General features: G+C 43.1%; 28 protein-coding genes. 24 read left to right on the plus strand and 4 right to left on the minus strand.

Annotated elements, in window-relative coordinates:
• Positions 1-113 precede the first annotated feature (113 nt).
• On the plus strand, positions 114-1,031 hold the full coding sequence (gene rnz, locus ACZYRN_RS02005; protein ID WP_488910522.1) for a ribonuclease Z: 918 nt from the start codon (positions 114-116) through the stop codon (positions 1,029-1,031).
• Here the strand turns inward: rnz and proC are convergent.
• Positions 1,028-1,849, minus strand: coding sequence for a pyrroline-5-carboxylate reductase (gene proC / locus ACZYRN_RS02010; protein ID WP_488909824.1), 822 nt, complete (start codon positions 1,847-1,849; stop codon positions 1,028-1,030). The genes rnz and proC overlap by 4 nt on opposite strands.
• A 163-nt stretch (positions 1,850-2,012) precedes the next feature.
• Between proC and ACZYRN_RS02015 the strand changes: the two genes are divergently transcribed.
• Entirely contained in the window at positions 2,013-2,984 is a 972-nt protein-coding gene (locus tag ACZYRN_RS02015; protein ID WP_488909825.1) for an MBL fold metallo-hydrolase, read from the plus strand.
• On the plus strand, positions 2,981-3,748 hold the full coding sequence (locus tag ACZYRN_RS02020; RefSeq protein ID WP_488909826.1) for an SDR family NAD(P)-dependent oxidoreductase: 768 nt from the start codon (positions 2,981-2,983) through the stop codon (positions 3,746-3,748). The genes ACZYRN_RS02015 and ACZYRN_RS02020 overlap by 4 nt, the downstream gene beginning before the upstream one ends.
• Before the next feature lie 30 nt (positions 3,749-3,778).
• Here ACZYRN_RS02020 and ACZYRN_RS02025 read toward each other — a convergent pair whose 3' ends face one another.
• On the minus strand, positions 3,779-4,747 hold the full coding sequence (locus tag ACZYRN_RS02025) for an alpha/beta hydrolase (protein WP_488909827.1): 969 nt from the start codon (positions 4,745-4,747) through the stop codon (positions 3,779-3,781).
• Entirely contained in the window at positions 4,696-5,619 is a 924-nt protein-coding gene (locus ACZYRN_RS02030) for an aldo/keto reductase (protein ID WP_488909828.1), read from the minus strand. The genes ACZYRN_RS02025 and ACZYRN_RS02030 overlap by 52 nt, the downstream gene beginning before the upstream one ends.
• Before the next feature lie 64 nt (positions 5,620-5,683).
• Here ACZYRN_RS02030 and ACZYRN_RS02035 point away from each other — a divergent pair, with 64 nt between their 5' ends.
• The 15 genes from ACZYRN_RS02035 to ACZYRN_RS02105 all read left to right on the plus strand — a co-directional run bounded on the left by ACZYRN_RS02035 (position 5,684) and on the right by ACZYRN_RS02105 (position 18,040).
• Complete coding sequence (locus ACZYRN_RS02035) at positions 5,684-6,229, plus strand: NUDIX hydrolase (protein WP_488909829.1); 546 nt, start codon at positions 5,684-5,686, stop codon at positions 6,227-6,229.
• A 51-nt stretch (positions 6,230-6,280) separates the two neighbouring features.
• Positions 6,281-6,910, plus strand: coding sequence for a stage II sporulation protein M (gene spoIIM / locus ACZYRN_RS02040; protein WP_488909830.1), 630 nt, complete (start codon positions 6,281-6,283; stop codon positions 6,908-6,910).
• Positions 6,911-6,965: 55 nt separating this feature from the next.
• Complete coding sequence (gene fur / locus ACZYRN_RS02045; protein ID WP_488909831.1) at positions 6,966-7,448, plus strand: ferric iron uptake transcriptional regulator; 483 nt, start codon at positions 6,966-6,968, stop codon at positions 7,446-7,448.
• Positions 7,449-7,496: 48 nt separating this feature from the next.
• Positions 7,497-8,387 (plus strand): site-specific tyrosine recombinase XerD, encoded by an 891-nt coding sequence (xerD, locus tag ACZYRN_RS02050; protein ID WP_488909832.1) that lies wholly within the window; start codon positions 7,497-7,499, stop codon positions 8,385-8,387.
• Positions 8,388-8,515: 128 nt separating this feature from the next.
• Entirely contained in the window at positions 8,516-9,709 is a 1,194-nt protein-coding gene (gene deoB / locus ACZYRN_RS02055; protein WP_488909833.1) for a phosphopentomutase, read from the plus strand.
• On the plus strand, positions 9,706-10,521 hold the full coding sequence (locus ACZYRN_RS02060) for a purine-nucleoside phosphorylase (protein WP_488909834.1): 816 nt from the start codon (positions 9,706-9,708) through the stop codon (positions 10,519-10,521). The genes deoB and ACZYRN_RS02060 overlap by 4 nt, the downstream gene beginning before the upstream one ends.
• A gap of 13 nt (positions 10,522-10,534) precedes the next feature.
• Complete coding sequence (locus ACZYRN_RS02065) at positions 10,535-11,839, plus strand: pyrimidine-nucleoside phosphorylase (protein ID WP_488909835.1); 1,305 nt, start codon at positions 10,535-10,537, stop codon at positions 11,837-11,839.
• Between the two features lie 132 nt (positions 11,840-11,971).
• The gene (gene spoIIAA, locus ACZYRN_RS02070; protein ID WP_488910523.1) at positions 11,972-12,325 is read left to right on the plus strand and encodes an anti-sigma F factor antagonist; all 354 of its coding nucleotides are present in this window, start codon (positions 11,972-11,974) and stop codon (positions 12,323-12,325) included.
• Positions 12,310-12,753 (plus strand): anti-sigma F factor, encoded by a 444-nt coding sequence (gene spoIIAB / locus ACZYRN_RS02075; protein ID WP_488909836.1) that lies wholly within the window; start codon positions 12,310-12,312, stop codon positions 12,751-12,753. The genes spoIIAA and spoIIAB overlap by 16 nt, the downstream gene beginning before the upstream one ends.
• 15 nt (positions 12,754-12,768) lie before the next feature.
• On the plus strand, positions 12,769-13,506 hold the full coding sequence (gene sigF / locus ACZYRN_RS02080) for an RNA polymerase sporulation sigma factor SigF (RefSeq protein WP_488909837.1): 738 nt from the start codon (positions 12,769-12,771) through the stop codon (positions 13,504-13,506).
• Between the two features lie 40 nt (positions 13,507-13,546).
• Positions 13,547-14,143, plus strand: a complete 597-nt coding sequence (locus tag ACZYRN_RS02085) for a stage V sporulation protein AA (protein ID WP_488909838.1) — start codon at positions 13,547-13,549, stop codon at positions 14,141-14,143.
• 2 nt (positions 14,144-14,145) lie between these two features.
• Complete coding sequence (locus tag ACZYRN_RS02090; protein ID WP_488909839.1) at positions 14,146-14,562, plus strand: stage V sporulation protein AB; 417 nt, start codon at positions 14,146-14,148, stop codon at positions 14,560-14,562.
• Positions 14,563-14,576: 14 nt separating this feature from the next.
• The gene (locus ACZYRN_RS02095) at positions 14,577-16,049 is read left to right on the plus strand and encodes a spore germination protein (protein WP_488909840.1); all 1,473 of its coding nucleotides are present in this window, start codon (positions 14,577-14,579) and stop codon (positions 16,047-16,049) included.
• Positions 16,050-16,154: 105 nt separating this feature from the next.
• Complete coding sequence (gene lysA, locus ACZYRN_RS02100; RefSeq protein ID WP_488910524.1) at positions 16,155-17,474, plus strand: diaminopimelate decarboxylase; 1,320 nt, start codon at positions 16,155-16,157, stop codon at positions 17,472-17,474.
• 197 nt (positions 17,475-17,671) lie between these two features.
• Entirely contained in the window at positions 17,672-18,040 is a 369-nt protein-coding gene (locus ACZYRN_RS02105; RefSeq protein ID WP_488909841.1) for a GNAT family N-acetyltransferase, read from the plus strand.
• On the opposite strand, the gene ACZYRN_RS02110 is transcribed toward ACZYRN_RS02105, so the two are convergent.
• On the minus strand, positions 18,035-18,550 hold the full coding sequence (locus tag ACZYRN_RS02110) for a DUF309 domain-containing protein (RefSeq protein ID WP_488909842.1): 516 nt from the start codon (positions 18,548-18,550) through the stop codon (positions 18,035-18,037). The genes ACZYRN_RS02105 and ACZYRN_RS02110 overlap by 6 nt on opposite strands.
• Before the next feature lie 233 nt (positions 18,551-18,783).
• Between ACZYRN_RS02110 and ACZYRN_RS02115 the strand changes: the two genes are divergently transcribed.
• The 6 genes from ACZYRN_RS02115 to ACZYRN_RS02140 all read left to right on the plus strand — a co-directional run bounded on the left by ACZYRN_RS02115 (position 18,784) and on the right by ACZYRN_RS02140 (position 23,119).
• Positions 18,784-19,518, plus strand: a complete 735-nt coding sequence (locus tag ACZYRN_RS02115; RefSeq protein ID WP_488909843.1) for a segregation/condensation protein A — start codon at positions 18,784-18,786, stop codon at positions 19,516-19,518.
• Positions 19,508-20,092, plus strand: a complete 585-nt coding sequence (scpB, locus tag ACZYRN_RS02120) for an SMC-Scp complex subunit ScpB (protein WP_488909844.1) — start codon at positions 19,508-19,510, stop codon at positions 20,090-20,092. Before ACZYRN_RS02115 ends, scpB begins: the two co-directional genes overlap by 11 nt.
• Before the next feature lie 54 nt (positions 20,093-20,146).
• Entirely contained in the window at positions 20,147-21,205 is a 1,059-nt protein-coding gene (locus ACZYRN_RS02125; protein WP_488909845.1) for a D-alanyl-D-alanine carboxypeptidase family protein, read from the plus strand.
• Positions 21,205-21,786 carry a nucleoside recognition domain-containing protein gene (locus tag ACZYRN_RS02130; protein ID WP_488910525.1) on the plus strand — a complete coding sequence of 194 codons (582 nt, stop codon included), beginning with the start codon at positions 21,205-21,207 and terminating at the stop codon, positions 21,784-21,786. The genes ACZYRN_RS02125 and ACZYRN_RS02130 overlap by 1 nt, the downstream gene beginning before the upstream one ends.
• Positions 21,786-22,295 (plus strand): spore maturation protein, encoded by a 510-nt coding sequence (locus ACZYRN_RS02135; protein ID WP_488909846.1) that lies wholly within the window; start codon positions 21,786-21,788, stop codon positions 22,293-22,295. The genes ACZYRN_RS02130 and ACZYRN_RS02135 overlap by 1 nt, the downstream gene beginning before the upstream one ends.
• Positions 22,296-22,387: 92 nt before the next feature.
• Complete coding sequence (locus tag ACZYRN_RS02140; protein ID WP_488909847.1) at positions 22,388-23,119, plus strand: pseudouridine synthase; 732 nt, start codon at positions 22,388-22,390, stop codon at positions 23,117-23,119.
• Positions 23,120-23,160 lie beyond the last annotated feature (41 nt).

The following is a 23,160-nucleotide window of genomic DNA, read 5'->3' on the forward strand; positions in this document are numbered from 1 at the left end:
CCCGCTTTTGATATTGATATTTTATATATTACTACTGCATTTTTTCACAAAACAATGAAAGTGACAAGTATTTTGTTTATTATAAGAATAAGAAAATAGAAGGAGTGATTATTATCGAAGTACTATTTCTTGGAACCGGTGCTGGTGTACCTGGTAAAATGCGCAATGTTACGTCCATTGCACTGAAAATGTTAAATGAACGCGGGGCTGTCTGGCTTATTGATTGCGGCGAAGCAACGCAGCACCAGATTTTGTATACAACATTGAAACCGCGTCGTATTGAAAAGATCTTTATTACTCATTTACATGGCGATCATATTTATGGCTTGCCAGGTTTGCTTGGAAGCCGTTCCTTTCAAGGTGGAACAGCACCGTTGACGGTATATGGGCCGATTGGCATACGCGCGTTTATCGAAACAGCACTATATGTCAGCAAAACGCATCTGCAATACCCCCTTTTTATTGAAGAGATAGAGGAGGGCATCATTTTTGAAGATGATAAAATGACTGTTACGTCAGCAAAATTGGATCACGGCATTTATTCACTCGGTTACCGGTTTGCTGAAAAAGAAAAAGCAGGTGAGCTGCTTGTGAGCCGTCTCCGGGAAGACAAAATACCCCCAGGTCCTATTTATAAACAAATAAAAGAAGGACAGTCGGTTACATTGCCAGATGGACGAATAATTGAACCACGGCGTTACACGAATGAACCACAACAGGGGAAAGTTGTCACGATTCTCGGAGATACAAGACAGTGTGATGCAGCTGTACACCTGGCAGAGAACGCTGATTTACTCGTCCATGAAGCGACCTTTAATGCGGAAAATGAAAAGATGGCTTATGACTATTATCATTCTACAACGAAGCAGGCTGCAGAAACAGCACGGCGTGCCAAAGTAAAAAAACTGTGCTTAACCCACATCAGTTCCCGCTACACGGTAGAGGACGCGAGACAGCTGTTAAATGAAGCGGAAAGTCTTTTTCAACCTGTTGTGGTTGCCCAAGATTTAATGGAAGTGACAGTCGATTAACGGTTGTGGTTGTACGCTTCACCAAGCCGTTTTGACTGGGCTGCTGCTTCCTTCACACCAGCTGCAATTGATTCTTTCACAAGATGCTCATCAAATGTCCGAATCGCTGCTTCGGTCGTTCCGCCAGCGCTTGTAATTGCTTTTCGAAGAGCGACTGCCTGGCCATCGGCCTCAGAAAGCATATCAGCGGCACCGAGAAGTGTCTGAATTAAGAGCGATTTTGCTGTGTCATGATCTAGGCCCAGCTCTTCACCTGCTATCTGCATCGCTTCCGCTACATAGTAAATATAGGCGGGTCCGCTTCCAGAAACAGCAGTCACGGCGTCCATCTGAGATTCTTCAACGGTAATCGCAAGTCCGATTGCCGAAAAAAGGTCGATGGCTGCTTGATGCTGTTCAGTTGTGACGTATTTATTTAGTGCAATCGCAGTTGCTGATTTCCCAACAGCAGCGGATGTATTTGGCATTGAGCGAATAACAGCACATCTTTCCCCGATGGCTTGTTCTATAAAATCAATACCAACACCAGCAAGCAAACTAATGACGAGTGAATCTTTATTTATGTAGGACTGAATAGTTTCAAGACTTGATGCGGCGTCTTTTGGTTTCATGGCCAGGACAATGGCATCAGCGTCTTTCAATGCTGTTTCTATGTCGTATCCTGCTTGAATGCCATAATGAGTCGTTAATTCTTTTAGACGTGCATGATTGGCCCGGTTCGTGACATACGTATTTTCTGCTTGAAGGGCGCCGCTTTTCAATGCACCGGCAATAATGGCTTCAGCCATAGATCCGGCTCCGATAAAAACTGCTTTCAACGTTATTCCTCCTTGATGCCTAAACATTATGACTATCCAAGTGATTATCTCGGAAAAGAAGCATTTTTGTCAAGAGAGAAGTACGTAATGAATGACAATTCATACCCGAACGAGTACACTGTATAATTGAAATGTTATTTTACAAAAGTGGCAGGTGGGCATAATGGGAATCAAGACATACGAGAAGATTATTAAAATAACTGTACCTACTCTTTTTCCGATTGGCGACGTCAACATGTATGTAGTAAAAGGAGACCGGCTTACTTTAATTGATGCGGGCATAAATACAAGGGAAGCCCGTGCTGCTTTTCAATCAGGATTAGCGGAAGCAGGCTACAAAGTGTCTGATATTGAGCAAGTTATTTTAACGCACCATCACCCTGATCATATCGGACTGTTGGATGATTTTGATGTGGATGTTTACGGTCACTCCTACTGTAGAAACTGGCTTTCCTATAATGAGCCCTTTATGAACTGGCGGCGTGAGTTCTTTATGGATCTGTTCCGTACACTAGGTATGCCGAAAGAGATGATTCGATTGGCGAATAATCTTGATAATACGCTGAAGTATGGCTCTAAAAAAAGCATGCTGACGGGAGAGTTGAAAGAAGGAGACGAGCTGCCAGCATTGCCAGGATGGCGGGTGTTAGAAACACCTGGTCATGCGCAAAGCCACCTCGTCTTTTATCGGGAAAAAGATGGTTGTCTATTAGCAGGCGATCACGTATTAAAAGCCGTAGCGTCTACTCCACTTTTAGAGCCGCCTTCTGTACGTGGAGAAGAGCGGCCAAAGCCGTTGCTACAATACAATAACTCTCTGCAAAAAGTCATGAATTTGGATGTTAAGCAGGCGCTAACAGGCCATGGAAATGATATAAAATCGATCCATTCGTTAATTGAACATCGATTTGTACGGCAGCATGAACGTGCAATGGTTATTTTGACCATGTTAAAGGAAAAGCCGATGACTATTTTTGAAGTGTGCACAAGGGTATTTCCGGAAGTATATAAAAAAGAAACAGGTTTGACGCTATCAGAAATCACCGGTCAGTTTGACTATCTGTTCAAACGTGGAGATATTCAAGTTGAGACGATCAAAAATGGCGCCGTTTATTACCGGGGGGGACGAAGTTGAGCAAAATCGTTGTCATTACAGGTGCGTCTTCCGGTTTAGGGACAGAACTTGCGAAAGAAGCTGTTACATCTGGCTACTCGGTTGTCCTGCTTGCACGGCGGATGGAACGTTTGGAACAAATCAAGAAAGAGCTTGAAGCGTTATCGCCGGACAGTGTGCGCATTTACCAAGCAGATGTGACAGACCGAACCGCTTTATCTACTCTATTTATGGAAATCGGACGCGTGGATGTATTAATTAACAATGCAGGGGTGGGCTATTTTGCCTGGGCGCACGAAATGAAACTAGAAGAAACAGAGCAAATGATTAATGTGAATATTACGGGTTTAATTAACTGTTCAGAGCTTGTTATGCCGCAAATGATTGAACGCCAGAGCGGCCACATTATTAATATTGCCTCACAGGCAGGAAAGATGGCAACACCGAAATCCGCTGTGTATGCTGCAACAAAACATGCAGTTCTGGGCTATACGAACAGCATTCGCATGGAACTGGGCCGGTCAAATGTATATGTAACAGCTATAAATCCAGGGCCGATTGCAACACCATTTTTTGACAATGCAGACCCGGAAGGCACATATGTGAAAAATGCAGGAAAGCTTATGCTGGACCCAGGTGAAGTGTCAAAAAAAACAATAGCGGTTATCGGGCGGCCGGTGCGGGAAGTAAATATACCGAAATGGATGTCTGCGGGCAGTTTTATTCACTCTTTATTTCCTGGAACCGTTGAAAGGGTGGGGCGAAAAGCATTTTTCCAAAAATAATAAGGAGGAGCTGATGCTAGTGCTCCTCTTTTATCGTTCAGGACTCAATTCATATTTTAGTAAAAAGCGATCGATAGCTTCTTCATATTGTTCTGCGTTTTCGTTGAAAGACTGTGCGTGAACACCTTTAGGGGCCATGTACAATTCCTTCGGTCCATTTTTTGCTTCAAACAGTGCTTCAGTCATCTCAGGTAAAATAAATTGATCATCTTGGCTATGAATAAACAGCACTGGTTTTTCAATATTTTTTACTGCCTCAAGGGGCGACAACTCAGATAGTTTATAACGGGCGCGCAGCCAGACGGACCATTCGGCAATCGTCAACAATAAGCGCGGCGCCCGGCCGATTTCTCTTTTCATCTGATGCTGTATTTGTTTCCGGAATTCAGAAAATGGACAGTCGGCTACATAAAAGTCAGCGCGGTCTTCTACCGTGCCGGCATACAAAAGGAGTGTAACAGCTCCCATTGATTCCCCGTGAATACCAAAGCGTGTATAAGCTCCTTCACGACGGATTAATTCATCCACAACCGCTTTTAAATCTCTTTTTTCAAAATGACCGTAGCTTGTGAATGTGCCTTCTGACTCACCATGCCGGCGATGATCATACAAAATGGCATTAAATCCGCGTTTTAAAAATAAGTTCATATATTTAATTGAATTTATTTTATGTTCGGTGACCCCATGACAAAAAATTACATAAGGGTTCCCGGGGTTGGGCGTAATAAAGACACTTTTTAATTGAATGCCATCTGCGGCTGTGATCCACACATCTTCTTTCGGTAACTGATCATATGCACGCTGATTGAAACGGCCGGCTTTTGCTTCTCGTTCAACGATCGAAGCATCCGCCTTTTTCTGCATAAATAAAATACGGTTAGAAATATAGATGCCTATACTAGCTGTTAATAATACAGCTGCAGAACTACCGGAAATGATTGCCCTTTTTATAGTCGATGTGCGTCGTAATCGGCTATTTTTACTGTATCTTGAATCCATTTGTACTCTTCCTCCGTCAGCGCGGTTTCACGTACCGCACGAGCATTTTCTTTTAGCTGTTCGATGGAGCTGGCACCGGCGATGACAGCACTAACCGCGGATTGATGCAGCACGTAGTGAAAAGCAAGGCTGTTTAACGTACGTTCAGACGGATAATCGCGTTCAAGTGTCGTTAAAACAGATGTTAACTCTGTCTCTTCATACCACTTCAATCCTTTTTTTACTGATTTTGACAGCTTCTCTCGCCATTTTGAACTTAACAGACCGAAAGCAATTGGACCGCGAGCGACGACACTGACATCATTCTTTGCTAAAATAGGAAGCACTTGAATTTCAGGCCGGCGGTCTAAGATGCTGTACTGCATCATGACAGTTGAAATGGCAGATCGTTTTACATATTGATTAATAACAGTCGGACGAATCGATGAAATGCCATATGCACGGATGAAACCTTCTTCCTTTAATTCTTCAAAGGCTTCGATCGTTTCATCAATCGGATCATCGAGCGTGCCGCCGTGTAACTGATACAAGTCAATGTAGTCGGTGCCAAGCCGTTTTAAGCTTTGTTTAGCCGCTTCTTTAATGTGTGCTTTAGAAGGATCCCATATCCAGTTATCTTTTGAATTTGTCCATCTGTTTCCTGCTTTTGAAGCGATGACTACTTGATCACGGACTGATTGAAGTGTTTTCCCCACCAGCTGCTCATTTACGCCGAAATCATATAGGTCAGCTGTATCAAAATAGGTAATCCCTTCATCAAGAGCTGTATGTAAAATGGCCTCTGCACGGCGTTCATCTGTGCCAATTGACATGCAGCCAAGTCCGAGTTCACTAACGAAAATACCAGATTTGCCTAATTCACGTGTATTCATTTCAAACACCTTCCTTTTTTTGTAGTGTAACATAAGGAAGAAGAAAAAAGAAAAGAGGATACTTATGCATAAATTTGAAGAAAAAACGATTAAAACCAAACCGATCTACAAAGGAAAAGTGATCAGTCTGCAAGTCGATGATGTGTTGTTGCCAGACGGGAAAGAAGCAAAACGGGAACTGATTAAACATCCGGGTGCTGTCTGTGTGATTGCCTTGACAGATGACAAAAAAATCATTCTTGTCGAACAGTATCGTAAAGCACTTGAACGATCGCTTGTTGAAGTGCCAGCAGGGAAATTGGAGCCGGGTGAAGCTCCGGAATTGTCAGCCAAACGAGAGCTCGAGGAAGAAACGGGCTATCGCCCTGGCCGCATGACACATGTACAGTCGTTTTACACATCGCCAGGATTTGCAGATGAAATTGTTCATGTGTTTCTCGCGGAACATCTTGTAAAAGTAGAAGGCGGGCTCACTGTCGACGATGATGAATTTGTCGAATTAATGGAAGTAACGATAGAAGAAGCAGAGCAGCTCTTAAAAGAAGACCGTATTTATGATGCAAAAACGATGTGGGCGCTACAATATGTACGGTTAAACGATCTGGTATAATTGGTTTCCTCCCCTCATATAGTGGGCAAAGAAGAGGGGAGGCCTTTATTTATGTGGACTGCCATCAATCATCACATTCAAAAACGGGCAGCACTTTATCTTTTTACAGCGGTACTGCTCATGACCGGAACCGTATTTGGCGCACTGATGGTGAACAGCATGATGCCGCTTCAAAAATCAGAGCTTTATTCCTACGTAAAAGAATTTTTTACACAGGCATCCTCCGGCAGTGTTGCGAATCCTGTTGATCTGTTTTGGGAAAGTGTGATTCATAACATAAAATTCACGGGTGCAATGTGGATCGCGGGCATATCGGTGATTGGTTTGCCGCTTATCTTTATTTTACTTTTTTTAAAAGGGGCTGTGACCGGTTTTTCTGTCGGTTTTCTTATTCAGCAAATGAAATGGGACGGGCTTTGGCTTGCCCTTTGTACCATTTTGCCGCAAAATATAATACTTATTCCCGCTTTTTTATTTACAGCTGTCATGTCGGCATCTTGCTCAATCCGTCTTCTGCAAAAATTAACCGTGCGTCAAACAGTTCCATTGCCTGTAGCGAAAAGCGTTATGACATATTTAGGTTATGCAGGCGTCGTTACGATGGCGATTTTGGCGGCATCTTTCATTGAAGCATTTGTATCCAGTCAATTGATGAATGTTCTTATAAATAAATTCTTTTGATTCATAGCATCATTTTGCTATAATGGAAATTACACAGGCGAGGGAGGGGACAACAATGGAAAGCCGTATTGATCGTATTAAAAAACAATTGCATGCAGCAAGCTATAAATTAACACCGCAGCGCGAAGCTACTGTACGTGTTCTTCTTGAACATGAAGAGGACCATTTAAGCGCAGAAGATGTGTACCTCCTCGTTAAAGAAAAAGCACCTGAAATTGGCTTGGCAACAGTCTACAGAACGCTTGAACTATTAAACGAACTTAAAGTAGTAGATAAAATAAACTTTGGAGATGGGGTCTCTCGCTACGATCTCCGACAAGAGGGCGCAGCACATTTTCATCATCATCTCGTTTGCATCGAATGTGGTGCAGTGGATGAAATTCAAGAAGACTTACTCGATGATGTAGAAGAAATTGTTGAAAGCAGATGGAATTTTAAAATTAAAGATCATCGTTTGACGTTTCATGGCATTTGCAGCAGATGCCATACGAAACAAGAAGATGAAAAAGAGGACCTTGAAAAACAGCATGTGGAATAAAACCTTTCGAATTCAATCGAAAGGTTTTTTATAATTAGGGGTGATGATATGAAAGAGCATATGAATGACTTTCTTCATTTTTTAATTGTTGAGAAAGGGCTGGCCGACAATACGATTGCCGCGTACCGGCGCGATCTTGTTCACTACACGGATTATTTGGAAAAAGTTGAACAGCTAACGATAAACAAGGTGAAACGAGTACATATTTTACACTTTCTGGAGCAATTAAAAGAGCAAGGGAAGTCGACAAAAACGATTGCCCGTCACATATCTACTATCCGCTCATGGCATCACTTTTTAATACAAGACCGCGTAACCGATCACGATCCAACCCATCACATTGAAACGCCAAAATCAGGCCGCTCACTTCCGAAAGTGCTTAGCATGGACGAAACAGAAGCACTTCTTTCAGCATCGGACGTATCCACACCGCTCGGTATGCGGGATAAAGCGATGATGGAACTTATGTATGCATCAGGATTACGCGTCAGCGAATTAACATCATTAAATAAAGAAGATGTGCATTTGATGATGGGATTTGTCCGCTGTATGGGAAAAGGAGATAAAGAGCGGATCATTCCAGCAGGCCGCCATGCGCTTGAGGCAATCGAACGATATTTGCAACATGGACGGCCGAAGCTTATGTCGAAAAAATATAAGGAGGATGCGCTATTTTTAAATCATTATGGCAAGCGGCTGACAAGGCAAGGATTCTGGAAAATTATTAAAGCCCTGGCGAAGAAAGCAACGATTGAAAAAGAGATGACACCGCATACACTCAGACATTCATTTGCTACCCATCTTTTAGAGAATGGAGCAGATTTACGTGCTGTGCAGGAAATGCTGGGTCATGCTGACATTTCCACAACACAAATTTATACACATGTGACAAAAGCAAGGTTAAAAGATGTCTATTCGCAATTTCATCCGCGCGCCTGAATTTATTTCAGGTGCTTTTTGTATTTCCTAAACAGATCGATTATAATAAAAAAGAGAAGTCAGACTTCTGACGATGAGCAATTTAACTGAAGAAGGGTAAAGAATAACAATAACTACAACGAAGGGGTATGATAAAAATGAAGAAGCATCCATTTAATCGGATTCACTTAATTGTGCTTGATTCAGTCGGGATCGGAGAAGCGCCAGATGCAGCACAATTTGGTGATGAAGGTGCTGATACACTTGGTCATATTGCAGAACGAATGGGCGGATTAAATATGCCGAATATGGGAGCACTCGGCTTGTCAAATATAAGGGAAATTAACGGAATTGCGAAAGCTTCGCGGCCGCTTGCTTTTTATACAAAAATGCAGGAAGCATCAACAGGTAAAGATACGATGACAGGCCATTGGGAAATAATGGGTTTGAATATTCAGACGCCTTTTCAAGTATTTCCTGACGGTTTCCCAGATTCATTAATTGAAGAACTCGAACAACGGACAGGCAGAAAAGTGATCGGTAACAAGCCAGCAAGCGGAACAGAAATATTGGATGAACTTGGAAAAGAACATATAGAAACAGGAGCACTTATTGTATATACATCAGCGGATTCCGTGCTGCAAATTGCTGCTCATGAAAATATCGTGCCAATCGATGAATTGTATCGTATATGCGAAACGGCCCGTGAGATGACGAAAACGGGGGATTATATGGTTGGTCGCGTAATTGCCCGTCCATTTATCGGTGAACCGGGAAAATTTGAACGGACTGCCAACCGCCACGACTATGCGTTAAAACCATTTGGACGAACTGTCATGAATGAATTAAAAGATGCGAATTTTGATGTCATCGCTGTTGGAAAAATTGCGGATATTTATGATGGGGAAGGGGTAACAGAAGCAATTCGGACAAAATCAAATATGGATGGAATGGATACGTTTATCAATGTTGCAAAAAAAGAATTTACGGGTATATCGTTTGTAAATCTGGTTGATTTTGATGCACTTTTTGGCCATCGCCGTGATCCGGAAGGCTATGGCAGAGCACTCGAAGAATTTGATGCACGTTTGCCGGAATTGCTGAATGTACTGGATGAAAATGATTTGCTTATTTTAACGGCGGATCATGGGAATGATCCTGTACATGCGGGAACGGATCACACACGTGAGTACGTGCCGCTGCTCGTGTATTCAAAGAAGTTTTCGGTGGGGAGTGAATTAGCATTGCGTACAACATTTGCAGATATTGGCGCCTCCATTGCGGATAATTTCAATGTGGTTATGCCTAAATATGGAAAAAGTTTTATGGAGGAGTTAAAATGAACTATACAGCCATTGAAGAAGCGGCGCAGTTTTTGGCGGATCAATGTGATGAAAAACCGGAAATCGGCTTGATTTTAGGTTCCGGTCTTGGTGTACTGGCAGATGAGGTGGAACAGGCTATAACAATTCCGTACGAAGAAATTCCTCATTTTCCAATGTCAACAGTGGAAGGACATAAAGGAGAGCTTGTCATTGGAAAACTTTCCGATAAAACGGTAGCTGCGATGAAAGGCCGCTTTCATTACTATGAAGGCTATTCATTTGAACAGGTCTCATTCCCTGTACGCGTTATGAAAGCACTTGGCATTGAAACGATTATCGTCACAAATGCAGCAGGCGGTGTAAATGCATCATTTAAGCCAGGCGACTTAATGCTTATTGCAGATCATTTGAATTTAATGGGCGGAAATCCACTCATAGGTAAAAATGATCCGCGTCTCGGTGCACGATTCCCGGATATGTCTGAAGCTTACAGCCGTGAACTGCGCACTCTCGCTAAAGAAGCGGCAGCAAAAATAGGCCTGCCTGTTTGGGAAGGTGTATATGCCGGGAATACAGGACCAGCGTATGAAACACCAGCAGAAGTTCGTATGGCACGTGTTCTTGGTGCAGATGCGGTCGGTATGTCAACGGTACCGGAAGTGATCGCTGCCCGTCATGGTGGAATGAAGGTTCTTGGTATTTCATGCATTTCCAATATGGCGTCTGGTATTCTGGATCAACCGCTTACACATAATGAAGTGATCGAAACGACGGAGAAAGTACGTATAGACTTTTTAGATTATGTAAAAGAAATCGTCAAATCTTTATAAAGGCGTGAATCCAATGAGAATGGTCGACATTATTTATAAGAAAAGAAACGGCAGTGAATTAACAGAAGCAGAAATTCAATTTTTCATTGAAGGCTATACAAAAGGAGACATTCCTGATTATCAAGCATCTGCACTCATGATGGCGATTTATTTTCAAGGAATGCTTCCACGCGAAACAGCTCTGTTAACGAAGGCGATGGTGGATTCGGGTGAGTCGATCGATTTGTCGGCAATTGAAGGCTATAAAGTTGATAAGCATTCAACTGGCGGTGTAGGAGATAAAGTAACATTCATCGTCGGACCGCTCGTCGCATCAGTTGGTGTACCGGTTGCAAAAATGTCAGGGCGGGGACTCGGCCATACAGGGGGCACAATCGACAAACTGGAGTCGATTGGCGGCTTTAACATTGAAATGACAGAAGAACAGTTTATTGGCAATGTGAATAAACATAAATTAGCTATTACCGGGCAGACTGGAAACCTGGCGCCTGCGGATAAAAAGTTGTATGCACTGCGAGATGTAACGGCAACCGTCGAATCAATTCCGCTTATTGCCGGCTCGATTATGAGTAAAAAACTTGCGTCAGGTGCAGACAGCATTGTTCTCGATGTAAAAACGGGTTCCGGCGCATTTATGAAAACGCTTGAAGATTCAGAAGCATTAGCGAAAGAAATGGTTGGCATTGGAAATAACTTGGGAAGAAAAACGGTTGCGATCATTAGTGATATGAACCAGCCGCTTGGATTTGAAGTGGGCAATGCGAATGAGATTAAAGAAGCAGTCGCTATTTTACAGGGAGCCAGAGTAGAAGATCTGCGTACCTTGTCACTTGAAATTGCGACACATATGACCGTTCTCGCGGGGGCATACACCGATTATAACGAGGCATATACAGCATTGGAAAAAAATTTAGAAAACGGCAAAGCATTTGAAGTTTTCCGTCAGTTTGTCATCGCACAGGGCGGTAATATTGAGATGATTGATGATTTGAACAAGCTTCCACAGGCCTCCCATCATATTGAAGTTATATCGGATAAGGAAGGATATGTAGCTGAAATTGACGCTGAATCGATTGGTATGGCAGCCATGTATTTAGGAGCAGGACGCGCGAAGAAAGAGGATGATGTGAATCATGCGGTTGGAATTACACTCAACAAAAAGATCGGTGATATCGTGAAAAAAGGCGATATTCTCGTTACACTGCATGCCGATACCTCAGCACCGGATGAGTCCGTCCGAAAAGTAAAAGAAGCATACAGTTTTAAGAAAGAGCATGTAGAAAGGCCAACATTAATATATAAAGTGATTCGGGACTGACATTTGTCAGCCCCCTTTTTTATGTCGAAAATTAAGGTGTTTTTCCTACTTTTGTAAAGGAGAAGGATAAAAGGAAAGAAAAATAGAAATGCAACGTATCAGCATGAAAAGGAGGAATGCAACGTGGTAACGATGACGGCAGAAGCAACGGGGAAAGTCTTATGTATTCGACTTGGGGGAGAATTGGATCACTATTACGCAGAGCAAGTAAAAGAATTTGTTGTGGCAGAAATGGAGACACATCAAACGCAGCACTTAATTTGGAATTTAGCAGGCCTTCATTTTATGGACAGCTCTGGACTAGGTGTCATTCTTGGCCGTTATCGTCAAGTGAACGAAATGGGCGGCACTGTAATGGTATGTGGATTGTCCACACAAGTACAACGGCTTTTTCAATTGTCCGGTTTATTTAAAATTATGTTTGTAGAGCCAACCGAGCAAGATGCATTGCGCAGATTGGGGGAAGAACCATGCAAAACATCATGAATTTGTCCTTTAACGCACTCGGTGAAAACGAAGGATTTGCCCGTGTAGCTGTTGCGGCATTTGCAGCAAAATTAAATCCGACAATGGATGATCTTGCAGAATTAAAAACAGCAGTCTCAGAAGCGGTGACGAACGCGATTATTCATGGTTACGACAGTAATCCTGGAGGTATCGTCTACATTACGGCTACGATCGATGATGGTGAAATTGATGTTATCGTTCGCGATGAAGGGCGAGGCATTCGTAATATAGAAGAAGCGAAGGAACCATTGTTTACAACAAAACCGGAAATGGAACGTGCCGGTATGGGCTTTACCATTATGGAGCATTTTACTGATAAGCTTGATGTGGAATCGAGCATGTCGACAGGTACAGTTGTCCGATTTAAAAAACGGCTTGCGGGAAAGCGTGTTCGCTGTGATGTATAACGGAGCGTATGCCGTATGAAACAAGCTGTTAAGCTGTCTGATGATGAAGTAAAGTCGCTTATTGCAAAAAGTCAGTCTGGTGACGTGCAAGCGAGAAACAAGCTCGTTGAGTGGAATACAAGGCTCGTTTGGTCAGTCGTCCAGCGCTTTTTAAATAGGGGGTATGAAGCGGACGACTTGTTTCAAATAGGCTGCATCGGTTTGTTAAAGTGCATTGATAAATTTGATCTTTCCTACAATGTAAAGTTTTCCACGTACGCGGTACCGATGATCATTGGAGAAATCCAGCGTTTTTTACGTGACGATGGAGAAGTAAAAGTAAGCAGACGCTTAAAAGAAACAGCAGGAAAAATGAGACGTGAACGTGAGAAGTTTACTGGCCAATTTGGACGTCCGCCGACCATTTCAGAGCTGGCGGAACGGCTTGATATTTCAGTGGAGGAAGCATTAATGGCGCAAGAGTCAGCCCGAAAGCCGGCGTCGATTCATGAAACGGTGTATGAAAATGAAGGAGAACCGATTACACTGCTCGATCAGCTGGCTGCACCCGACGTGGAGTGGTTTGATACTCTTGTTTTAAAAGAAGCAGTAGAAAAATTAGATGAGCGAGAGCGGCTTATTATTTATTTGCGCTACTATAAAGACTGTACACAGGCGGAAACGGCCGCACGCATAGGAATTTCACAAGTACAAGTGTCGAGGCTGGAGAAACAGATTATTCGCAGTATGCGCAATGATATGAATAAAAAGTAAGCAGCACGGGGAAACTCCGTATAGAGCGGAGGTGCTAGGTGTGGATGAAACGATATATATTAGCTTAAAACGCCACATTCGCCTTAACCAGCGAAGCATTTCTTTTTTTGATGTGGCAGACGTGCAGGCAAACGAATATATTCTTCCTGTACTTGAAAAGATTGTTGTGAAAAAGGTGCCTCCTTTAGCGGGAAACATTGTCGTTGTGACGATTCTAGATGTCATTGAAGCGATAAAAGAAGTGTTGCCGGAAGCCAAAGCCGTTATTGCAGGTGATACAGAAGCCATTGTCAGTCTGCAAAATGCCGAAGTATCCTCTCCAATTTGGAAAGTGATATTCGTTTGGATTGTACTGTTTACTGGTGCGGCTCTGACGATCATGAATTTTCATGAAGATGTGTCCATGCAAAAAGTGCATATTATGCTGTACGAAATCATTACCGGAACGAAAGTCGAAAAACCATTGATGCTGCAAATACCCTATTCAATTGGTCTCGGTCTCGGCATGATCCTCTTCTTTAACCGGCTTTGGCAAAAACGGTTAAATGAGGAGCCGGGGCCTCTTGATCTGGAAATGTTTAAATATGAAGAAGATATTAATGGGTATCTGGCAGCGAATGAAAAGGAACCAGATTAAAAATGGAAAGCGCATTTCTTATTTTTTTAGGGCTGGCAGGAGGCCTCGCAACTGGTGCAGGCTATGTCGCATTTATTACAGTGCTTGGTGTTATTCCACGTCTTATGTCAGCAACCAAAACAAAACCATTTATTCATGTATATGAACTGGCGCTTGTTTTGGGCGTTCTTGTGGGAACATGTTTGCACATTTTTTCTGTACAGTTAGCCTTCCCTGCTGTTACAACCGCTTTTATAGGTATATTTAGCGGTCTATTTATTGGGATGGCCGCCGCTGCATTAACAGAAGTATTAAACGTATTTCCAATACTAGCCCGTAGAATCGGTGTATTTGCGAAAGTCAATCACTTAATGATGGCTGTGGCGATTGGGAAAACAGTCGGTTCGCTTATTCAATGGATCTTTTTTTCGCCGCTTTGAAAGGAGACTGTATGATGACCATTCATCCGAATGAGATCGATACATATTTGGAAAAAGAAGCAGGACTCGGCAAAAGCTTTGATGTTGGTGTCAGAAAACTGATCATTGCCGATGATCCGCTCCATCTTTATTTTGTTAATGGATTATGTGACACACAAGTTGTTATTGAACTGATCGAATCTCTTGTAGCCATTGAGAAAAAGCAAAAAGAAACAACGGCGGAGTTTGTAAAAAACCATTTAAGCATGGAGAAAAAGCAAAAAGAAACAACGGCAGAACTTGTAAAAAATCATCTGGTTCATCAATCAGTTGAAGAAGTGGAGGATCGAAAAAAGCTGCCGCTTTTTTTATTGTCCGGTCTTATTATTATTGCCGTACCGGACGGGTTATTTGCGATAGATGTCCGCAGTTATCCAGGGCGTCAGCCGGAAGAGCCGGATACGGAAAAAGTGGTGCGAGGCTCGCGCGACGGTTATGTGGAAAATATTATTGTGAACACGGCACTTACAAGACGAAGAATTCGAAACGGCCAACTGCGCTTTGAAATGATGAAAGCAGGTACCGTGTCTCAAATAGATGTCGCTATTGGCTATATGGAAGGCACGGCGAATCCAGATCTCGTGAAAAAAATAAAAACAGAGGTTCAAAAAATTGATGTTGACGGTGTTCCGATGGCAGACAAAACGATTGAGGAGTTTCTCGTCAAACAACGCTATAATCCGTTTCCACTCGTTCGTTACACAGAACGGCCCGATATAGGCGCGGCTCATTTGCTTGAAGGACATGTACTTTTGTTCACTGACACATCGCCAGCTGTTATGATCATGCCTGCCACTTACTTGCAGCATTTACAGCATGCGGAAGAGTATAGAGAGCTGCCGGCAGCTGGTACCTTTATTCGCATGCTGCGTTTTGTTGGTCTTTGGATGTCTCTTTTTTTATTGCCACTGTGGTTCTTATTTGCGGAGCATCCAGATATGCTGCCGAAAGCACTGTCTTTTATTGGTCCAAATGAAGAAACAAATATTCCACTTGCTGTACAAATTTTAATTGCTGATATAGGCATCGAGTGGCTTCGCATTGCGGCTATTCATACACCTCAGCCGCTTTCGACCGCAATGGGACTTGTTGCTGCCGTCATGATTGGTCAAATCGCGATCGACACGGGCCTTTTTGTTCCAGAAGTTATTTTGTATACGGCACTTGCCGCCATTGGCACATTTTCAACGCCAAGTTATGAACTAGGAATTGCAAATAAAATGGTACGGCTCGTTTTAATTCTCTCAATTGTTTTTTTCGGACCAGCTGGATTTGTAATCGCCTGCACACTTACATTTTTGTTTCTCGTCCGTTTGAAGCCGTTTGGTGCGCCTTATTTATGGCCGCTTATCCCGTTCGATGCTAAGTCATTAGGAACGATATTAATACGCAAACAGGCACCGGAACAATCAGGAATACCGGAAATTAACCGGACACCTTCTGATTGACCGGTGTTTTCTTCGTGTATTGAGTAGGCAGTCAATGTATGATATAGTACTTTTATTCTGATGCTGAGTCTTAGCATGACGTTAAAAGATCGGGGCGATATAATTATGCATATATATGGGACGGGGGCCGTAAACGTGCGCGGCCATTTAGAAATTGGGGGCGTCGACGTTGTTGAACTGGCGGCGCAATATGGGACACCGCTTTATTTATACGATGTGGCGCTCATTCGTGACCGTGCAAGAGGATTTAAGGAAACATTTGATAAAATGGGCATTACAGCACAAGTAGCGTATGCAAGTAAAGCATTTGCTTCTGTTGCAATGATGCAGCTTGCTGAGCAAGAAGGACTGTCGCTTGATGTCGTATCCGGAGGAGAACTGTATACCGCTCAAAAAGCAGGATTTCCGGTAGAGCGTATTCATTTTCACGGAAATAATAAAAGCCGTGAAGAATTGGAAATGGCGTTTGATGCCCATATTGGCTGTATCGTCGTCGATAACTTTCATGAACTGGCCTTAATTGATGAAATTAGTCAGTTACGCAGTCAAAAAATGAACATTTTGCTGCGTATTACGCCAGGGATTGAAGCACACACACATGACTATATTTTAACTGGGCAGGAAGATTCGAAGTTCGGTTTTGATTTAAATAACGGGCAGGCAGAAGAAGCACTTATGATGGCGGTGGAGAAACCGTTTATCAATGTGCTCGGTTTGCATTGTCATATCGGATCACAAATTTTTGAAACGACAGGTTTTACACTTGCAGCAGAAAAAATTATTGAGAAATTAGCAGATTGGAAAGAACGTCTTGCATTTGAATCGGTTGTTTTAAATCTGGGCGGCGGCTTTGGTATTCGATACATAGCAGAAGATGACCCGCTTGAACCTGCTGCATATGTGGAAGAAATTATTCGTAAAGTTCAGGACGAAACGAAGCGATTTGGCCTCAACATGCCAGAAATCTGGATTGAACCGGGCCGTTCCCTAGTCGGGGATGCGGGTATTACGATTTATGAAACAGGTTCGGTGAAAGATGTGCCGAATATACGCAAGTATATAGCAGTAGATGGAGGCATGAGCGACAATATTCGTCCGGCTTTGTATGAGGCAAAATATGAAGCAGTCCTTGCTAATCGAGTAAACGATTCGGTAGAGGAAATTGTATCTATTGCGGGAAAATGCTGTGAGTCTGGTGATATGCTCATTTGGGATTTACCGCTTCCAAAAGCAGAAGCAGGAGACTTATTAGCTATGTTCTGCACAGGAGCATATGGCTACTCAATGGCGAATAACTATAATCGTATCCCTCGTCCGCCTGTTGTGTTCGTCGAAAATGGTGAGGCGAAAGTCGTTATTCGCCGTGAAACATATGAGGATCTTGTTAAACTAGACTTGCCACTTCAACTGCCGCAGACGAATTGAAAGGGGCGGTGCAGTGATGAAAAGTAATGTCATTTTGCTTATTTTGTTAATGTTAATGGCGCTCGGTTGGGGCGTATATTATTGGGTTTTTATTGTGAATTAAAGGAACTACCTTGCGAATGCAAGGCCCTTTTAGTAATATAGTAGAAGTGACGAAATCACGCAGGTAAATCCTGCTAATTGAAGAGGGATTTTATATGCTGATTCGATATAAAAAGTCGTTTAAGAAGATTGCGATGGGGCTGCTTTCATATATGCCACGGGAGAAAGAATTGAAGACGCTTCAGGAAACGATGGAGTGTTACGAATCAAACGATGACTGGCAGTTATATTTATGGAAAGTAGACGAAGACATTGTAGGTGTTGTAGGCGTCGTAATAGAGCAAAAAGAAGTGAAAATTTTACACATTGCGGTAAATCCATCTTACCGTGATGAAGGAATTGGAACGGAAATGATTGCTGAAGTCAAAAAAGCGTATCGAGATTTAAACGTAGTACCGAGCGAAATGCTAAGCCGTTTTTATGAAAAGTGCACAAAAGAAGCCGGTAAAGGCAGCCATTTATAACGGCGCCTTCCCGGCTTTTTTTAATTGAATCGCAAGCTTACGTGCTTCGATGACATCAGATCGGTCGCGAAGCTTATGTTTTTCAGATAGAAACTGCTCATTTAGCTCCGGTTGAAAGGATTGGGTGAATTGATCAAGCTCATCAGCTAACAGCTCATCTGTAATCGGAATCAGCAAAGGGGCAAAAGAATCCCCGTTTTGCAGCCGATTAAGCGATTTTTGAAGCAATGCTGTAAAACGGTCGGCATCGATGCCGAGGCGGATAAGTTCAGACTGTTTCTTTGTAAAACAATCGATTGATTTTTCCGCCATCCGTTTAGCTCCATTTACGTTACCGCGACGGTAATGGTAAAGATGGACGGCCAATTGGATTAAACCTACCCAGACGGAATCGCGTGCACCATCTGTTTCTTTCCAATGTTCTTCGAGCAATTCATGGCATTCAAAGTAATCACGATCAATATGGAAATGTGCCAAAAAAGCAAGATACGGCACAGGATATGTGTACATTGTTTTCCCCCAGTCAATTAGTCGGAATTAATTTAGTTTAGCACGGTTCCTACCTATTCACAACTAGAAAATGTCGAAAGTGAATGTGAAATATACTATACTTTAGTTTATCGCAGATTAACTGCCCGTAAAGGCCCGAATGGTTCAACTAACCATCAGTGAGGGATGAATAACACCCCACTGATGGAAGTTTCACTTTATGCAAAAAAGGCAATGGAAACAGGAGATAGAAAATGGAATATAAAGTAAAGATTGATTCCTTTGAAGGACCGCTTGACCTGCTTCTTCATCTAATCAACAAATTAGAAATTGATATATATGATATCCCAACTGCAGAAATTACAAATCAATATTTATTGTATGTCAACACGATGCAGGAGCTTGAACTTGATATAGCGAGTGAGTATCTCGTCATGGCAGCAACACTTATTGCGATGAAAAGCCGTTCACTTTTGCCGGACCATTCTTCAATCGATGATGAATATGACGAAGAAGAAGACATGAGTGAAGAATTGATGCGCCGCCTTATCGAATACAAAAAGTATAAAGAAGCCGCCATTAAACTGCAGGAGTTGGAGAAAGAACGGACAAAATTATTTTCGCGTTCACCGGCGGATGCGCTGTTTGCCCCAGCGGAAGAAGGGCCGCTTAATGCGACGATTTATGACATGCTCGGTGCTTTTCAAAAAATGACGCGTCGCAAGAAACTTTCTGTACCGAGACAGACGACCGTCAGACGGGAAGAACTATCAGTAGAGATTCGAATGAAGATGCTGATGGAAACATTGCACGAAGCAAAGGCACCAGTTCTTTTTGAAGACCTGTTTCAGTCACATGAAAAGGAGGAACTGGTTGTCGGTTTTTTAGCCATACTTGAGTTAATGAAGCAAAATGAAATTACCGTTATGCAGAAAGGAAGTTTTGCTCAATTGTATGTAGCGCCTGGAGGAAAAAAAAATGACAAATGAAAGCATCATTGAGAGTCTTTTGTTTGCTGCTGGAGATGAAGGACTGTCAGCAGAACAAATGGCTGATGTACTAGACGTGGATGTACAAGCCGTTCAGCATACAATCAAGCGGATGGCCGAGACGCTCTCACATGATGAAAAGAGGGGTGTCACGATCACAAAGTACGGTGAGGAATACAGATTAATGACAAAGAAGGACAATGCTCCATTTATTCAGGCGCTGGCTGAAAAACCGTCACCCAAAACATTATCACAGGCGGCACTCGAAACGCTGGCGATTATTGCGTACAATCAGCCAGTAACGCGTATTGAAGTAGAGGATATACGCGGAGTGAAAACAGAAAGACCGATTGCCACTCTTGCTGCTCGCGGGTTAATTGAAGAAGCAGGTCGTGCAGAAGGAGCTGGCAGGCCTATTTTATATAAGACAACGAATGAATTTCTTGATGCCTTTCAATTAAAAAGCCTCAATGAACTCCCTCCATTGTCAGAAGGAGAAGTGCAGGTTCAACAGGAAGCCGATTTATTTTTCGGAAGATTTGAAGAAGCAATGGGTGAAACGGCAGAAGAATAATCATGAACGCGCCTCTTTTTTCATACAGTAGTGGAAAAAGGGAGGAGCGGAAAAATGAAAAAAAAGCTATTGGCGATCTTCGTATCCATTCTTTTCTGCATCGCCGCTGTCCCATCTAGAGCCGATGCGGACCCATCTGTTTCAGCGCGTAACGCTGTACTAATGGATATGGAAAGCGGTCGTGTGCTCATGTCGAAGTCTGCGCATGAACGGCGATCCATTGCAAGCATTACGAAAATCATGACCGCACTTCTCGCAATTGAGTCCGGCCGTATGAATGAAAAAGTGAAATTCAGTGACCGGGTGCTGCAGGTGGAAGGATCGAGCTTGTATTTGGAAAAAGGGCAGTCACTTACGCTTGAAGAACTCGTATATGGTTTAATGCTGCGCTCTGGAAATGATGCTGCCCTTGTCATCAGTGAATTTGTTGGAGGAAGCACGCCTAAATTTGTTGCGATGATGAATGAAAAAGCAAAGCAGCTTGGCATGAAAAATACTGTTTTCATGAATCCGCACGGCCTCGATGACCCGGGTCATCAGTCTACTGCCTATGATATGGCATTGCTGACGGCAAAAGCGATGGAAAGTCCTGAATACCGCAAAATTATCGGAACCGCTGTGTATAAAACGAAAAGCAGCCCGGTGCGCGTATGGGAAAATAAACATCGTCTTGTCAGAGATGGCGGGAGGATCACGGGAGGCAAAACAGGCTATACGAAAAAGACAGGCCGTACACTGGTCACAACAGCGAAACAAAATGGCCTTCACCTTGTCGCTGTCACACTTAATGCACCGGATGACTGGCGTGATCATCAAGCACTTTTTGATGAAGGTTTTACAGAATATAGGCCGGTCACTGTCGTGGAAAAAGAACGATTCGATGTGCCAGGGGAACGTGACTTTTTTTATGCCAAAAAGACAGTGCGTTTTCCATTAACCGATAAAGAGAAAAAGCACGCTTATGTACGCATCGTGCTGGAACAGAAAATGAAAGACGGCAGGGCGGAACTTTGGATTGGCAAAGCGAAACAGCTTGAAGTACCCATTTACCGCTCTGAAAATCCTAAGCAGGACGCATCATTATGGACGAAAATAAAGGAGGCGATCCGCTAGTGGTTAGTGCGGCTTTTGCTTTTCTACTGTTATCAGGCTTTGTTTTTGCAGCAGTTAATGGCACGATGGCGGATGTAAATACAGCGCTTTTTCAATCAATGGAGCAATCGATTCAACTTGCTTTATCGCTTGCTGGCGTTATTTTATTTTGGACAGGCGTCATGAAAACAGCCGAAGCGGCAGGCTTGGTTCGCTCTCTTGCAGCTATTGTCCAGCCCATCCTTCGCCGTCTGTTTCCGGAAATACCACATAGCGATCCTGTATTTGGTTTGATCGCTTCTAATATGGCAGCGAATTTTTTCGGGCTAGGCAACGCGGCGACGCCAATAGGTCTCAGAGCGATGAGGGAGCTGCGTCGATTAAACGGAGACAAAGACTCGGCCAGCCGTTCTATGATTACGTTTCTCGCATTAAATACAGCGGGTGTTACGCTTATTCCGACGACGGTTATTGCTATTGGTTTGAAGCATGGTGCAACGAATCCGGCTGATATCATTTTGCCCGCTTTTCTGGCGACCGTTATCTCTGCCTGCTTTGCAATCGTAATCGACCGCCACTATGCTCGTAAAAGGAGCGGATAATGGCAGTCTGGCTTATTCCATGCATCATTGCTTTTGTTATTGGGGCAGCGGTGTACCGGAAAGTAAACATTTATGACACATTAACAGATGGTGCAAAAGAAGGATTGCATACATGGGTAGCAATTGTCCCTCAATTAGTCATTATGATGGCAGCAGTTGCCGTATTTCGTGCGTCCGGTGCCGCCTCCTGGATAGCCGGTCTTTTTGCGCCGATCACATCACTGTTTGGTATCCCATCTGAAGTTATCCCGCTTGCTATTATTCGGCCGATTTCTGGATCTGCCACACTGGCTATGCTTGATCAGATTATGCGCGAATTCGGTGCGGATTCTTATATTGCAAAACTTGCTGCTGTTATGCAGGGAAGTACCGATACAACGCTGTACGTGCTGGCCATTTATTTTGGTGCCGCCGGTATAAAAAAAACGGGCGATGCGTTGAAAATTGGACTGCTTGCAGATGCCGCTGCGTTTATCTCGGCTGTTTTTGCAGTCACCTGGCTTTTGTAGCCAGGTCTTTTTTTATTCTGTTTTCTTTCTCTTTTTCTCTATTTGTGCCATAATGCTCTAGGGTATTGAAGACACAATAAGAGGTGAAATAGATGGAACGATTGCAAAAAGTGATTGCTCAGGCAGGCATCGCATCGCGAAGAAAAGCGGAGCAGCTCATTGAAGAAGGTAAAGTAACTGTCAACGGAAAAAAGATTACAGAACTTGGTACAAAAGTTGGGTTAAACGATGAGGTAAAGGTAGAAGGGGTGCCTATTGAGCGTGAAAGAAAGGTCTACTATTTATTTTATAAACCGCGTGGGGTTATTTCAGCCGTAACAGACGATAAAAATAGAAAAACAGTCGTTGATTATTTTCCGCATGTGGAAGAGCGTATCTTTCCAGTCGGCCGTCTTGATTATGATACATCGGGTTTACTTCTTATGACGAATGACGGTGAGTTCGCCAATTTAATGACCCATCCTCGCTATCAAATGGATAAAACGTATATTGTAAAAACGGAAGGCATTGTAGAACGGCATTTGCTAAAGCGTATTATGTCGGGATTGCAGCTTGAAGATGGAAAAACAGCACCAGCAAAAGTGAAAGAACTGGCTATTGACCGTAAGAAGAACCGCTCGCTTCTTGAAGTGACCATTCATGAAGGACGAAATCGTCAAGTACGCCGCATGTTTGAAGCAATTGGTCATCCCGTTCAAAAGCTTCGGCGTGATCGATTTGCCCATTTAACGCTGAACGGACTGAATGCAGGAGACTACCGTGAGTTAACAGCACATGAAGTAAAACAACTGCGTACGCTTGCTGAAACAGGCAGTCTGCGCTAGTTCATAAAACGTTCACATAACAGGAGAGCGCTATTTTCGGC

The sequence above is a fragment of the Domibacillus sp. F004 genome (assembly GCF_057814295.1).